At 61.1% G+C, this 14,015-nt stretch carries 13 protein-coding genes; 4 read left to right on the plus strand and 9 right to left on the minus strand.

The genetic code is table 11. The features are described 5' to 3' along the window. Nucleotides 1-3: 3 nt before the first annotated feature. From ABDW49_RS20190 to ABDW49_RS20225, 8 genes are all read right to left on the minus strand, one after another. Nucleotides 4-1,161, minus strand: coding sequence for a hypothetical protein (locus tag ABDW49_RS20190; protein ID WP_343614682.1), 1,158 nt, complete (start codon nucleotides 1,159-1,161; stop codon nucleotides 4-6). Then, nucleotides 1,154-3,154 (minus strand): glycosyltransferase family 9 protein, encoded by a 2,001-nt coding sequence (locus tag ABDW49_RS20195; RefSeq protein WP_343614684.1) that lies wholly within the window; start codon nucleotides 3,152-3,154, stop codon nucleotides 1,154-1,156. Before ABDW49_RS20195 ends, ABDW49_RS20190 begins: the two co-directional genes overlap by 8 nt. Further along, entirely contained in the window at nucleotides 3,144-4,334 is a 1,191-nt protein-coding gene (locus ABDW49_RS20200) for an AGE family epimerase/isomerase (protein ID WP_343614686.1), read from the minus strand. Before ABDW49_RS20200 ends, ABDW49_RS20195 begins: the two co-directional genes overlap by 11 nt. After that, nucleotides 4,321-5,775: a D-glycero-beta-D-manno-heptose-7-phosphate kinase gene (gene rfaE1 / locus ABDW49_RS20205; protein WP_343614688.1), complete on the minus strand. Its 1,455-nt coding sequence runs from the start codon at nucleotides 5,773-5,775 to the stop codon at nucleotides 4,321-4,323. Before rfaE1 ends, ABDW49_RS20200 begins: the two co-directional genes overlap by 14 nt. Before the next feature lie 49 nt (nucleotides 5,776-5,824). Continuing rightward, nucleotides 5,825-6,922, minus strand: coding sequence for a lipopolysaccharide biosynthesis protein (locus ABDW49_RS20210; protein WP_343614690.1), 1,098 nt, complete (start codon nucleotides 6,920-6,922; stop codon nucleotides 5,825-5,827). A 103-nt stretch (nucleotides 6,923-7,025) separates the two neighbouring features. Further along, nucleotides 7,026-7,832 (minus strand): ABC transporter permease, encoded by an 807-nt coding sequence (locus ABDW49_RS20215; RefSeq protein WP_343614692.1) that lies wholly within the window; start codon nucleotides 7,830-7,832, stop codon nucleotides 7,026-7,028. Beyond that, a complete protein-coding gene (locus ABDW49_RS20220) occupies nucleotides 7,829-8,734 on the minus strand; it encodes a hypothetical protein (RefSeq protein ID WP_343614694.1) in 906 nt (301 codons plus the stop codon). The genes ABDW49_RS20215 and ABDW49_RS20220 overlap by 4 nt, the downstream gene beginning before the upstream one ends. A 238-nt stretch (nucleotides 8,735-8,972) precedes the next feature. Beyond that, nucleotides 8,973-9,878 carry a class I SAM-dependent methyltransferase gene (locus ABDW49_RS20225; protein WP_343614696.1) on the minus strand — a complete coding sequence of 302 codons (906 nt, stop codon included), beginning with the start codon at nucleotides 9,876-9,878 and terminating at the stop codon, nucleotides 8,973-8,975. Between the two features lie 199 nt (nucleotides 9,879-10,077). Here ABDW49_RS20225 and ABDW49_RS20230 point away from each other — a divergent pair, with 199 nt between their 5' ends. Together ABDW49_RS20230 and ABDW49_RS20235 are read left to right on the plus strand one after the other, a co-directional pair. Continuing rightward, nucleotides 10,078-10,758, plus strand: coding sequence for an ABC transporter ATP-binding protein (locus tag ABDW49_RS20230; protein ID WP_343614697.1), 681 nt, complete (start codon nucleotides 10,078-10,080; stop codon nucleotides 10,756-10,758). Between the two features lie 134 nt (nucleotides 10,759-10,892). After that, the gene (locus ABDW49_RS20235; RefSeq protein WP_343614698.1) at nucleotides 10,893-12,050 is read left to right on the plus strand and encodes a polysaccharide biosynthesis/export family protein; all 1,158 of its coding nucleotides are present in this window, start codon (nucleotides 10,893-10,895) and stop codon (nucleotides 12,048-12,050) included. 35 nt (nucleotides 12,051-12,085) lie between these two features. Here the strand turns inward: ABDW49_RS20235 and ABDW49_RS20240 are convergent, their stop codons facing one another. After that, on the minus strand, nucleotides 12,086-12,238 hold the full coding sequence (locus ABDW49_RS20240) for a hypothetical protein (protein WP_343614699.1): 153 nt from the start codon (nucleotides 12,236-12,238) through the stop codon (nucleotides 12,086-12,088). Nucleotides 12,239-12,322: 84 nt separating this feature from the next. On the opposite strand from ABDW49_RS20240, the gene ABDW49_RS20245 reads away from it, so the two are divergent. After that, nucleotides 12,323-13,363: a glycosyltransferase family 1 protein gene (locus tag ABDW49_RS20245; protein ID WP_343614700.1), complete on the plus strand. Its 1,041-nt coding sequence runs from the start codon at nucleotides 12,323-12,325 to the stop codon at nucleotides 13,361-13,363. Between the two features lie 108 nt (nucleotides 13,364-13,471). Next, complete coding sequence (locus ABDW49_RS20250) at nucleotides 13,472-14,011, plus strand: transposase (protein WP_343614701.1); 540 nt, start codon at nucleotides 13,472-13,474, stop codon at nucleotides 14,009-14,011. Nucleotides 14,012-14,015 lie beyond the last annotated feature (4 nt).

The following is a 14,015-nucleotide window of genomic DNA, read 5'->3' on the forward strand; positions in this document are numbered from 1 at the left end:
TAATTAGATATTCCAGATGCGGATGAGGTCGAACTTTACTGCCCGGCCATAGGTACCAGACAGCTCGACATGCAGCAGCTTGAGCGGATCGTGATCCAGACCGGCGGGTACACGCAAGACGAGACAGCAATTTTCCCCAGCCCGGTGCAGCATGACAGGCAGGGCATGCCCGCCCAGTGACGCCGCACCGACCAGATCATCGCCTGCCTGGACAGCGATCATCTCCACCATGATAAAGGGAGAGTGGCGCACCCTCGCCGGGCTGATAATGGTGAAATTGCCGCCGGGCAGTGTCAACCAGCCATCGGGGGAAGGCATGGCCGAACTGTTGACCAGCAGTTGCGCCGCCGGCGAAAAGGGGCGCATCTCGGTTACCACGTCCAGTCGGTCGCGAGCGTGCCAGTCGCCGATCTGGCGATAATGGGTCTGGATCGCGCTCTCGGCTTGCTGCCGGATCTGCTGGGCGCCCGTGGCTGAAAGGCGAGACGATGCATGGGGCTGGGAGAGCGGCTGTTTGTGCCAGTTGCGCATGGGCCATTCCGCCAGCTCGGCAGGGGCGGCCAGCCAGAACAGGCGGTATGTATCCAGCCCTTCCTGCTGCAACCACGCCCGGAAAGGCTCCGCCTGCCAACGCCCGCCCTTGATGAAACGCCCTTTCAACTCGGGCCTTTCGCGCAGCACCAGCACGCCCAGCGCGGGCATGCGGGTCAGCCAGGCATTGACCACCGGGCGCAGCAGGGCCTGTCGCAAGGCACCATCAACAAAATGCCACAGGCGGTGTTCGCAGATGCCGTGCAACACCAGCCATTGCAGCCCGGCTTCCAGCGAAAAGCGGCCCTTTTCGCGGAAATGGGCTACAAGATCGCTGCGGCCCAGAATGGCGGCTAGCAACATGATGTTGACCGGAACGGCTCCACCCATCGCTGTGGCTGCTGTGGTCGCTGCCAGGCCGGCGGTGGCGTGCGTGTCCCACCGCACACGCATGGCGCCAAAATCGCCCGATGCGGCGTGCAGAAGATCGGCCCCCACCGCCGCGACAAAGGCGTGGGGCACGCTGTCTGCGGCTTGGCGAGGGCGCGCCGCCAGCGCGGTTTCCAGGCCCGAGATCAACGCATTGTGATCGACGAAAGAGCGGAACGTATCTGCTGAAACGTCAATCACGCTGGCCGCCATTGCTTGCGCCGCTAAAGCGGCTGATCACATCGCTGGCCAGCGCATCGAAGCGGCGCAATCCTTTGCGCATGACATTGCGCATATTGCCGCTGTTCATCGTCAGCGTGCCGGATTCGACGGTGAACTCATACACTCCCGCCCCCAACATGTCGGGCATGCCGCTCAGGCTGACCTGCAGTCTTTTGCCGATAGAGGCATGAAAGGCCGTATCCAGTTCGGCCAAAGACATGACACGGTTCTTGAGTTCGAGTGCCAGCAGGATCTGGCCGCGCTTGACGACACGGGCACATTCAAACAGCAGCGAGGCGACCTGCGCCTCTTCGAGCTGGCCACCATCATCGCTCAGATTGCACACAACCCAGTCGATGGCCTTGCTGTCGAGCGGAAGGCGCGTCCAGCTGGCGGGATAAAGTCGCACACCGGCCGAGGCATGGTGAAAGCCATCGCCAAGCGCGAAAAGGCGCGCTTCCTCTCGGCTCAGTCCCTGTTCGGACAACTGGGCAATGGTTTCAGCATCATTGCCCACAACCGCCCCTTGCCCATTGGAAGGGAGCAAGCGCCCCAGGTCGGCCACAATGTTGGGCCCGGGCAGCTGGCGCCTTGAAACAAAGTTCAGATGCGTGGTCGGCGCGCTCAGTTCGATCGCCGCTTCGGCCAGACTGTCGGCCGAATGGCTTTCCATACACGCCACGGTGGGCAACTCGCGAGGGCAGCGCACCGACCAGTCCCGACTGGTCCACCAGCAATCGCCGCAGGTTTGCGCGGCAAGATTGGTGTTTTCGGGATAGCCGAAAAATGGCAGGGAGGTGGGGCCAAAGGCAACGACAGAGGGCGTGCCCACCGCGCGTGCAAGATGGACCAGGCCGCCTTCTGTATCGATGTGGACCTGCGCATGGCGCAACACCATGGCAGACTGACTCATGGTGCACTTCCCGCGCAGATCGGCATCCACGCCGCCGATCAGCTGCTCATGCGCCTCGCCGAGCTGGACCGTGCGCAATCCCGCCGCCTTCACCCGCGCGACAATGTCCAGCCATTTGGCCAGCGGCAGATTCTTGGTCTGCAACCCGTCCGCGCCGGCCATGTTGCGGTCCGCGCCGTGGTGCACCGTGACATAGGGCCCGTCCAGCAGCGCCCGCACGTCTTCATCGGGTTCCTGCGCATGCAGGAAATCGCCGAAATTGCCCAGTTGGGGGGCAATGTTGGCGGTGTACATGCTGAAGCTGTATTTCGAGAAGCCCTGGCCTACCACTTCGCGGGCAAAGATGTTGTTGAGATAGGGCCAGTCGCGACGGATGTAGTTTTGCCAGATCCACGAGCGACTGTTGGCCTCGGCCAGGAAGTCGCCCTCCACGCGCGAACGCGGGGGTGGGGCGTAGGTGATCGCATAGCGCACGTCGGCAATCAGATCGAAAACATCGGTGGCCGCGGCCAGTTGCAGGAACCGGTGCCCCTGTTCTCCGGGCAAGTGGCAGGCTTCCACCACATAAGGGTTGTCTGAAAGGATGGAGCGCACGCCCGGATGTTCATGCACCACGAAAATGCGCGGCCTGTCGAAATGGTAATACAATCCGCGCACCACCGCGGAGAGATAGAGCATATCGCCATAGCCGCCCGACCCGCGCACCATGATGGTGATGGGATCGGCGTCATCATCATGGGGCACCAGATTCCCCAGCATGCCCCGGATGCCCAGCGCCTCGCAGGTTCGCAGCCAGACCTGCTGGCGCTTGATGATGTTGGTGTTCTGCCAGATCTGCGACATCGTGTAGGCCGGGAACATGTTCTGGCCGTCGTTGGCGCCCGTCAGCCCGCGCAGCAATTCGGCCAGCTTCTGGCCGGAGGCATCGTTGTCGCTGCGGATCAGCTGGGCTTCCTGTTCCAGCTGGGCAATGCGGCTGTTGGCCTCGCTCAGACGCAACAGGGCAGCTTGGAGTTGCACCTGCTCCAGCTCTGCGCGGCTTCCCTCGTCATGCATCATTAAAAGAACTCCCCACGGCCGTATACTGGTTGGCAGATACCAGCTTGTCTTGCCCGGTCAGCAAGGGAAGCAGGCCCGTAACAATGTGATAGAGCGAGCTGGCCGGCACATGGCCACTGGCAAAAGCATAAGTGCGCGCGTCGCATGTCTCGTGCCAAAGCCCTTCGACCGGCACATTCAGGAAAGCCTTTAGATGCCCGAAAGCGTCCTGCCATGACCCTGCGGGAACATCGGGCCGTTCCAGCCCCACGCGGAGCCATTCCGTGATGGTCCAGATGCGGCATTGCCTGTCGGCCACGGCCCCGTCCGCATGGACCTCGCCAAAAGGCAGGCCGGTTTCGGTGGCAAAGCCATGGCGGGCCCGGCGGGCCAGTGCGTGGTCCAGATCGGGCGCGTGCAGCCCGAGCTTGCGTGCCTCGCCCAGCAGCCACACCCATTCGAGATGGTGGCCCGGTTCAAAGATATGGCGAAGCGGATCACTGGTCGGGCTCCAGTCCGCGTCGAAATACTCGAACAGGCATTGGCGCTGTTCGTGCCAGAAATGGCGGCCGAACATGGCGATCAATTCGTCGGCTTGTTCGCGGAAAGCGGGGCTCCGGCTCAGCGGCAGCCATGCCAGACATGCTTCCAGCAGATGCATGTGCGGATTTTGCCGATGCGGCAGCCGGTATGGGATCGCCTCGATAAAACCGCCGGGCGCATGCACCATATGGGCGTGCAGAAAGGCCAGAACCTCCCTGGCGGTTTCTTCCAGTCGCGCATCGCCCAGGCGCTCGAAAGCAGAGGCCAGCGCGAAAAGCACAAAGGCCAGATCGTAGAGGTCGCGCGTGTCATCAAGCGGCGCCCCTTCCAGCGTCACGCTGCGGCGAAAGGCGCCATGGCCATGGCTGAGGGGGCCAAACAGGAAATCGAGCCCATGCCGCATGGCATCGCGCGCGCCTGGAACCGACATCCGGTCGAGCGTTGCAAAAACGAAGATGTGGCGGCAGGTGACCCGTAGCCGTTTGAAATCCACAGCATTGCGCGCATCGTGGAAAGACAGCTGGTCGAAATAGCCGCCATGCACCCGGTCAACGCCCGCATCGAGCCAGAGAGCCGCGGCCGGCCCGGTCAGCCAGCGATGCGCGTCCAGGGTGGCGGCGCTGCGCTCCCCACCTAGAACAGCGTCACGGCCGATCATGGGTCAACTCCGGCTGAAGCGAGCGCTTGACCAGATTGCTGGTTGACTGCCCTTCGACCAGACGGGCCAGCACCACCTTGCCGCCATAGGATTGCACCAGAGGCGCACCCACCACCGTGTCGATGGTATAATCGGCGCCCTTGACCAGCACATCGGGCCGCAGGGCCTCGATCAGCTCTGCCGGCGTTTCCTCACCGAACAGGGTGACGGCGCTGACACAGGACAAGGCGCTCAACACGCGAGCGCGGTTGTCCTGCGTCTGGATCGGCCTGCTCGGCCCCTTTAGGCGCGAGACCGAGGCGTCGGTGTTGATGCCCACGATCAGATGATCGCAATGCGAGGCGGCCTCTTGCAGCAAGGAGATATGGCCGGGATGCAGAAGGTCAAAGCAACCGTTGGTAAAGCCCACGGTCTGGCCCTGCGTGGCCCATTGCCGGCGCAGCATGGCCGCATCGGCGCGGTCGAGCACCAGGCCCCGCGTGCCAAGCCCGTCTTCCTCGCCCAGCGCCCGGTGAAGCTCGTCTGCCGAAACGGTTGATGTGCCCAGCTTGCTGACCGCAATGCCCGCCGCCAGATTGGCCATGGCCATGGCCTCGATGATGCCGATGCCGCCGCCCAGCCCCGATGCCAGACAGGCCACAACCGTATCGCCCGCCCCGGACACATCGAACACTTCACGCGCCTTTGTCGGCAGCAGGACAGGGTTCTGCTCCCGGTCGTAGAAGGCCATGCCCTTTTCCGAGCGAGTGACCAGAATGCGCGCGCCTGTCACATCGATCAACCGCTCGGCGGCCTGCCTGCACGCTTGCTCATCCGGGCAAGGCATGCCCGAAGCTGCGGCCAGTTCGCTCAGATTGGGGGTGATGATGCTGGCGCCGCGATAGATCGACCAGTCGCTCCGCTTGGGGTCGACGATGGTGGGCACGCCTAGATCACGCGCCTTGTCGATGATGCGGGTGATGATCGCGTCGATCAGCAGCCCCTTGCGATAGTCGGACAACACGATCACGTCGTGATCGTGCGCCAGCTCTTCCAGACGGTGCAGCAGTGTGTCGCAGGCCGACTGGTCAATGGGGCCGGTATGTTCCTCATCCAAGCGCAGCACCTGATGGGAGCCGGCCATCAGGCGCGTTTTGCAGGTCGTGGGCCGCCCGGCAATGTCGAGCAACTGGGCGTTCACCCCCCGCTCTTCCAGCATGGTGCGCAAGGTGCGGCCTGCCTCATCCGATCCGATCCCGGCCAGCAAGGTAGCCTTGCCACCCAGTGCCGCGACATTGGCCGCGACATTGGCCGCGCCGCCAGGCGCCCAACGCCGGCTTTCGTACCGCAGCACAGGGACCGGCGCCTCAGGCGAAATGCGTTCGACTGAGCCCTGAACATAGGAATCGATCATGGCATCGCCAATGACCAGCACGCGGGCCTTGCTCAACAACTCTAGCATCCGATTGCCCCAACAAAGGTGTAAGAATGAGAATATTGTCAGATTTCAATCAAATCTGATGTTCTTTGACACCCTGAACCAGCATCCAGCCAATCGCAAAGGAAAAGATCAGTGACAGGAATACCGTTCCTACGATTTTACCTCGCTCAGGATAAAGCGCCTTTACGGCGCGATTCGCATCGACCACGCGGATAAGATAGGTCTGTTTCCGTTCTGCTTCAGCGCGGGCGGTTTCATAGGCCGCTGTGGCGGTGGCAAAGCGCCGGACCGCGGTTTCGCGTTGCACCTGAAGGCTTTCATAACCGCCAAGGGACGCCGCGATGGAACTGCCGCCCCCTGCGATCCGCTGCGACTGGCCGGCCACCTGGGCCTCCAGCGCGCGCACCTGAGCCTGTGTGGCCCTGTATTGCGGGCTTTCGTGGCTGATGAGGCCCTCCATCGCCTTCAGCCTGGCGCGCGCTGTCGTCAGCCCCGCCGTCAGGTTGGTGACCATGGTAACCTGCGCCTTGCCGCTGCCTTCCGGGTCGATGTCATCGTGGTTGCGGCGATAGGAGGTGAGCGCCTGTTCGGCTTCCTGCAAGGACTTCGAGGCCAGATCGACTTCGTTGCGGGCGTGGGCGACCTGATCGCGATAGGTTCGGATGTTGAGCTGGTTGATCTGCTCTTCGCCCATGCGCAGCAGCTTGCCGCCCAGCTCATAGGCATCGTCCGGTGTGAAGGCGTGCACCGCCAGACGGGTAATCCCCGTTTCCGGGTCGAGGGTGACAGTGACATGGCGGTTATAATATTTCAGCAACCGCTCGGGCGAAGGATTGTCTTGCCACAGGCGGCTGACAGGATCGATAAAGGGGCGGCGGAACCGCTCAACCAGCCTGTCCTGTTGGCGCAACTGGGCCGCCGCATCGTTGGATTGCAGATAATCGTTGACCATATAGGCTTCGGTTGAAACCGTCGAAACGCCCAGGTTCATGCCCAGCAACTGGCCCATGCCGCTGGGAGCGCCAGAGGCATCGGCGCGGCGCACCACAAAATCGACGGTGGTTTCATACTGGTCGGATGCAATCAAGTAATAATAGGCCGCGACCAGCGCTGTGGGCAGGACAACCAGCAGCAGCAGATAACGATAGACATACACCAGTTGCCGCACACGAGCCCCCCAGCCCCGCGACGAACCGACGGACTGCGCGTCTTTGGGGCTGATAATTCCTAACATTGTCATTCAATCCTTGCGTCGATCCGCTTTGCGTTTGTCAATTGACGTGCATGTGCTCGCGTACATTGCGAATGGCCACAAGGCCCCAGCAGAGCATCAGCATCGTGAAGCCCAGAACGTAGCGCGGGTAGATGTAATTGGGATTTGCATTGGCGAACAGGCCATAGCGGGCAGCCTCGAAAATCGTCACCATGGGGTTCCACGCCATGAGTTCGCGCGCCCATGGCGGCAGGATGCTCATGGTGAAAAAGGCGCCGCTGAGCGGGAACATGAAATAGGAAAAGGGGTGCACAAACCGGCCGATCAGATGGTTCGTGTAGGTGATGGCCGCCACCACCATGCACATGGCATGCGTCATGACACCCATGCCGATGATGGCGCCGAACAGATACAGCGGCCGCACCGGCAGTTCCATCAACCCCAGCATCAGCCCGATGCTGCACAGCACGGCATAGGCGAACAGGGCGCCGATCATTTCGACCAGCGACCGCGACAGCATGATGTCGAAAGGGGTGATCTGGGCATGATAGAGCAGCGTCGTGACGCCGTGCAAGGCGCCTTCCGAGCGGTTGAAGCTGTTGCGGAAGATGATAAAAACGCAATAACCTGTCAGCGTGAAGGGGTAGGGGCCCATCCCGCTGGCATGTTCACCCATTTTGCTCACCTGGTGGAGGGTGGTGATCACACTGGCCAGCATCATCGGTTCCGCCATCATCCACAGGAAGCCGATGTTGTCACGACCATACCGCGCCTGCATCTCGCGCAGGATCAAAGCCTTGATGACCGCTTGCTGGGTCAGCCACGCATCGATGAACGAGCGCCGCATCTCTCCGGTTTTATTCACTTTCGGGCAATCCAGATAAATCGACTGGTGGCACCTTCCGGGGGGTGCCAGCTGTCCCCTGCGGGAAACGCCAGTTGCATCACATCATGCCCCAGGCCGATGCAATACAAGGCCAGTTGCTGCATACGGTTGCGGAACGCAAGCGCCTCTCCATCCCCGGTCATGTTAATCATCATGATCAGAAAGCCGTCTTTTGCAAGGCATTGCATCATCCTCTCGCAAAAGGTTTCCAGTCGCCCGGCCCCTTGCCACTGGGCTGGCACCGCCGCGATTGCGAAATCGCAAAGCCCCTCTGCCCTGTCCAGCGCAAGCAGGTCCACATCCTCGCGATCAAGCGTGAGGAGATGAATCGCGCAACCGGCGGCTTCCAGCGTGCCGAGCAGCGCCGCCTCGGCAAGGTCGACGATCAGCCCCTTGTTGCCATCGGCGATCAGCCCGCCAAAATCGAGCATCTGGAGAGCGGTGCCGCTGCTCCAGCAGTCCAGCGCATTGCCCCCGCGTTTGTCGAGCAGCGGCCAGCGGCCGCGCAACATCCGTTCGGCCTCGGGGTCCCATTGCATGGGCTGGGAAAAGGGAAGGTCTAGCGAGGGCCCCTTGTCGGCGATCAGGCGCCGCGCTGTCGTGGTTGCTGCCGGGTCGCTGCGGGCGCGGTCTGCCGTGTTGCCCCCGGCATGCGGGGCGGGCCTGGCATGCGCAGTGGGCGTGACCAGCTCTTCCAGAGCGATGTCGAGCCCGTCGGCCTGCAAATCGGAGGCGCCGGTGGCAAAGGCATAGAGGGCATATCTGACCCCCTCGACCGCCAGAAACCGCAGGCTTCTTGCCAGATCCTCTCCGCCAAGATTGTCCAGATCCACCCGAATGCTGGCCGCAACCGAGGCATCGCGCCCCGGCGGCAAGGCCATGACCCTGATGTTCAATTCGCCAAAGGTCGCGCGGGCACAACGAATGGTGGCATGAAAGACGGCGCGCCCGGGCGCTGCGTCCAGATAGTCCGTGTGAAAGCAATAGCGCAGATCCGATGCCGGATCTGGCCCCCCCAGTCCTGGAATCAGGCTGGAATGGCCCACAAAGAAAGAAAAAGGATCAACTACCCGCATGGTCGCTCACATCGGGGCAAGGTTCCGCCTGTCGCAAACGTCATCAGGCAGGCCTGCGGACGATCAGACCAAATGACGTGGTTACCCAGCGGTCGAGTTGCAGCTTGAGATGATTGTCCGCCGCATAGGGCGGCATGTCAATGTGCCGGTCCAGCGCCTCATCGCCCAGGTCCCAGTTGACCTCGACCTCAAAACCTTGCGCTTGCAAATCGGCGATCATGGCCTCGAAATCGCGCTTGCGAAACAGCACGGTCGAGCCGCTCTTCAACGTTTCGTCATTGGAGGAACAGTTGAATTCGGTGGTGTGCACGCCGATGCCGCCCGGCTTGAGCAGGCGAGCGGTGTTGAGGATGAACTCATGCCCGTGCCGGATGGACCCAAGATGTTCAAAAGCGCAGGCCGACCAGCAGAAATCGAAGGTTCCGATATCGCCGGGAATGGCGTTCATGTCCACAAAGCGGAAGCTGACGTTGCGCTCGAACTGTTCGGGCGGGCAGATGCCGCGATCGTTCATGGCGTCCTTGCCCGATGCATGCTGGTCGGTTTCCACCCACCCGCTGCGCTGGGCCTCTTCCGGCTCAAGGTCGGTGCCCACGACCTGAGCCCCGCGCCCGGCGAAGATGGCCGCCAGCGGTTCAGCGCCAACGCCAAAGCCCAACCCGTTGCGCCCCGGATTGAGAACCCCGGCCAGCGAGAGAACCTGAAGGATGTAGCAGAATTCCCACTGTTTGCGGTGGGTTCGCGGCTGTTCGCGAATCTGCTCGCACCAGTAACGGTAGGCATCTTCGTCAAACTGGCTGGCGGTACAGGCTTGCGACACAGGGTGAGTCAATGTCGGCGCGGCCGGATGTGTTGTCGATGGGGTATTCGCCAGCGAAGCGGTCTTGGCAAAAATCGACTTCAACCTGGAAATCTGCATTATCACCTGCTTTGCCAATGCCCGGATCATTCAAGTCCAGAGCGTCAATTTTCACAATCGCGTTTTCTTGCGGCGCGTCCGCCAGCTGGCGGTTCATGGCCTACTACGGCCGTTTGGTAAACAGGCAGATTATGGCGTGGACGAAATCACCAACATATTTTATCGGTAGCAACATCACAACATGACAACAATTTTATGCCATGTCCCGGCACCTCCAGCGGATCTTTGCATGATCACCTTTAGCGACGTATCGAAGACCTATCGCACGCGAGGCCTGACCAACCGGGTGTTCAGTCGTCTCGATTTCTCGATCCTGCCGCGCGAAAGCTTGGCGATTTGCGGCGCGAACGGGGCGGGTAAATCCACCTTGCTTCGCCTGATCGCAGGGATCGAACACCCCACATCCGGCACCATTACCCGCACCATGCGCACCTCATGGCCTATCGGGCTGGCCAATTGTTTCCAGATGACGATGTCGGGCACCGACAATGCGAGATTTATCGCGCGCATCTATGGGAAGGACGAAAAAGACGTTCTGGCTTATGTTGACGACTTTGCCCAGCTGGGCATCTTCATGAACCAGCCTGTGATGAATTACTCCTCGGGCATGGCCTCACGTCTGGCCTTTGGCGTGTCGCTGGCGGTCGATTTCGATTGCTACATTGTGGATGAGGTGACCGCTGTGGGTGACGCCCGGTTCCGGCGCCGCTGCGAGGAGGAGCTGCTGTCGCGGCGCGATCGCGCGGCCCTCATCATGACGTCGCACGACCCCGGTGTGCTGGAACGTTATTGCACCCGGGGCGCCGTGCTTTACGGTGGAGTGCTGACATTTTTCAATACTGCGGCCGAAGCGAATGAGGTGCACCACGCCTTGCAGATGCGGCACCCGGCCCTGGCCGCGGCAGGCTGAAACCGCCTGGCCCGCCATGCGGCACGGCCGCAGCAGGCGGAAAAATCTTGCTCTTGAATGGCTAAGTTGGCATCAGCTTGTGCATGCTCTTACGTGACCCGAGATTGGCCCGTTTTTCAAATGAACACCATAAAATGACCGATGTTCGTGTTGAACGGGTGGGCAGATGTTTCCAAAAATCCCTGCTGCTCTTGTCTCTCTGCGGCGCCCTTGGCGGCTGTGCTGCCTTGCCAAGCAACGGCCCGACAGCCGGCTCCATGAGCAAAGGTGCGCAAAACGCCCATATGGTTCCCTATTCGCTGGTGGACATTACGCCAGACGTGATTCACGCCAATCACCCGGTTCAAAATCTCGGCGTCTTGCAGCTTGCGGCGCTGTCCTCTGGCGGGACGCCTGCCCGTGCGGACATGATCCGCAACGGCGATACGCTGACAATCACCATTTTTGAGGTGGGCGTCTCGCTGTTTTCCGGGCAGGTTCCGGTAACAGAGGCCATCCGCACCCCCACGGCCGGGGCCCAGCAGATGCTGGTCGCGGTACGCGAGGACGGCACGGCGGACCTACCCTATCTGGGCACCGTGCATGCGGCGGGCACCTATCCAGAGCAACTGGCAGAAGAGCTGCGCCATCGGTTGCGGCGCATGTCGGAAAGCCCCCAGGTGCAGGTCAATATCAGCGATACGGCGCACAATGTCGTGTATGTCTCGGGGGCGGTCGCCAAGCCGGGCCGCTATCGCCTGACGGCCGCTCATGAAAAATTGCTTGATATGCTGGCTCTTGCGGGCGGCGCGGCAGACAACATCAACAATGTCGACATCAAGCTGACCCGCGGAACGCATGTCGCGCAGGCGCCGCTCAATGAAGTCTCAGCCGAGGATCTGGCCAATCTGGAAATCCAGTCTGATGACCGGATCGAGATCGTTTCCAGGAAGAACACCTACACGGTTTTTGGCGCGACAGACAAGGTCAGCCAGATTCCTTTTGAAACCCGTGACGTAACCTTGGCGGAAGCCATCGCCCGTGCGGCCGGCCCTGCCGATGCAAGGGCCAATGCACGCGGTGTTTATCTGTTCCGCATGGAAAAGGGGGAGAATGGCGGCTCGCCCCATGCCACCGTCTATCATATCAACATGCTGAAACCTGAGAGCTATTTTCTGGCACAGATGTTCGTGGTGAAAGACAGGGACGTGATCCTCTTCTCGAATTCCTCGTCCAACATCACCCAGAAAATGCTGGGCCTGCTTAGCCAGTTGTTCAGCCCTGCCCTCTCCATTCGCTACGCGACGCAGTAAACATTATGCGCATTGGTATCGATGGCTACAACCTTTCAATGCCTGACGGCACGGGCATTGCCAATTACGGGGCATCGCTGGCCTCGGTGCTGCACCGGGCAGGCCATGATGTCGAAGGCATTTTCGGGCTGGATGCGGGCAATCGCGCGGAAACGCGTGAAATCCTGTTTTTTGACCGCTTTGGCCATGGGCACCGCGTGTCGTCGGGTGCCCTGGCCCGCAAGGTGGCGCTCAGCACGGCGTTGTGGCACCTGCCGCGCCGCCTTTCGCAGGTGCCGCTCACCGATGCGGTGGACAAACGCAGCTTCGGCTTCCGCCTGCCGGCCTTTTCGTCCTTGTGGACCTCGCCTTTTCTGTTTGAGATGGCCTGGGCGCGCTTCACCTATCTAGGCTTGATGACCACGGTGTCGCTGCCCAATCCGCCTGATGTGATGCACTGGACTTATCCGCTGCCCATTCGCATGGCCGGAACGCGCAATGTCTATACCATTCATGACCTTGTCCCGCTCAAATTGCCTCAGGCCACGCTGGACAACAAGGTCTATTATCGCAACCTGATTGCAAGCTGTCTGGCGGCAGGCGACCATATCGCCACAGTGTCCGAAGCAAGCCGACGCGACATTCTGGAAATTTTTCCGGAGGCGGATCCGGCAAAAATCACCAACACCTATCAATCCAGCCCCATTCCTGATGAACTTCTCAAAAGTTCGCCAGAGGCGGATGCCGATTTTGTGCGGCACACCTTTGGCCTTGAGAACAAAGGATATTATCTCTTCTTCGGCGCGGTAGACCCCAAGAAGAACATTGGCAGGATCGTCGATGGGTATCTGTCTTCGCAAAGCAAGCTACCGCTGGTGATCGTCAGCTCGCGCGACTGGGGCATGGAACGCGAAACGCGCATGCTGGGTGGCGATGGCAGCATCTATGGCCGCAAGCTGGGCGAAAGAATCGTGCAGCTGCAATATCTGCCGCGCCCCAGCCTGTTCCGGCTGATCCGCTCCGCCAAGGCTGTGCTGTTTCCCTCGCTTTACGAGGGTTTTGGTCTGCCCGTCCTTGAAAGCATGCAATTGGGCACGCCTGCCATCACGTCCTACACGTCCTCCCTGCCCGAGGTGGCGGGTAAGGACGGCTTGTTGGTAGACCCGTACAAGACACCCGAGATCGCTGCCGCCATCCGACGTCTGGAAACCGAGCCCAGTCTTTATGAACAGGTCCGTGATGCTGGCTTGGCCCATGCACAGATCTTTACAGACGCCAACTTTGTCGACCGCCTGCTGGGGCTTTATGCTTCCATGGGGTTGACGGCGGCTTAGCAGCGGCGCTGCCCCTAGAGCGTTTTTCGATTGCTATGAATCGTGAGGGATTCCCTCCGGCGGCACTTTATGATTCATGGAATGTGCTGGCGAAGGAGGCCGGTATGGATGGGGCACCCGCTCTCGATGGATTTGCGCTCGCGGCTTCTGGCGGCGATCGATGACGGATTGAGTTGCCGGGCGGCAGCGGCACGATTGGGCGTTGCGCCCTCAATGGCAATCCGATGGCATGGGCGCCGCCGCGAAACGGGGAGCTTTGCCGCCAAGCCGCAGGGCGGTGACTTGCGGTCGCGGCGGATCGAGGCGCGGGCGGCAGACATCCTGGCAATATGGGAGGCTCGCAGGGACATCTCGCTCGAGGAACTGCGGCCGGGCGACATTGTTATCATGGACAATCTGTCGAGCCATAAGCGCCCGGCGGTCCGGGATCGGATCGAAGCGGCAGGAGCGACGCTCCGCTTCCTCCCGCCCTACAATCCCGACTTCAACCCGATCGAGAAGGCATTCTCCCGCCTCAAAGCCAGGCTCCGGAAAGCAGGCGAGCGAACCGTCAGCGGTTTACGGGGTCTCATCGGCAAACTCGTCGATGTCTTCCAGCCCACCGAATGCGCTAACTACTTCAGTTCATGCGGTTACGATCCTAACTGATCGA

The organism is Novosphingobium sp. (assembly GCF_039595395.1).
Taxonomy (GTDB): domain Bacteria; phylum Pseudomonadota; class Alphaproteobacteria; order Sphingomonadales; family Sphingomonadaceae; genus Novosphingobium.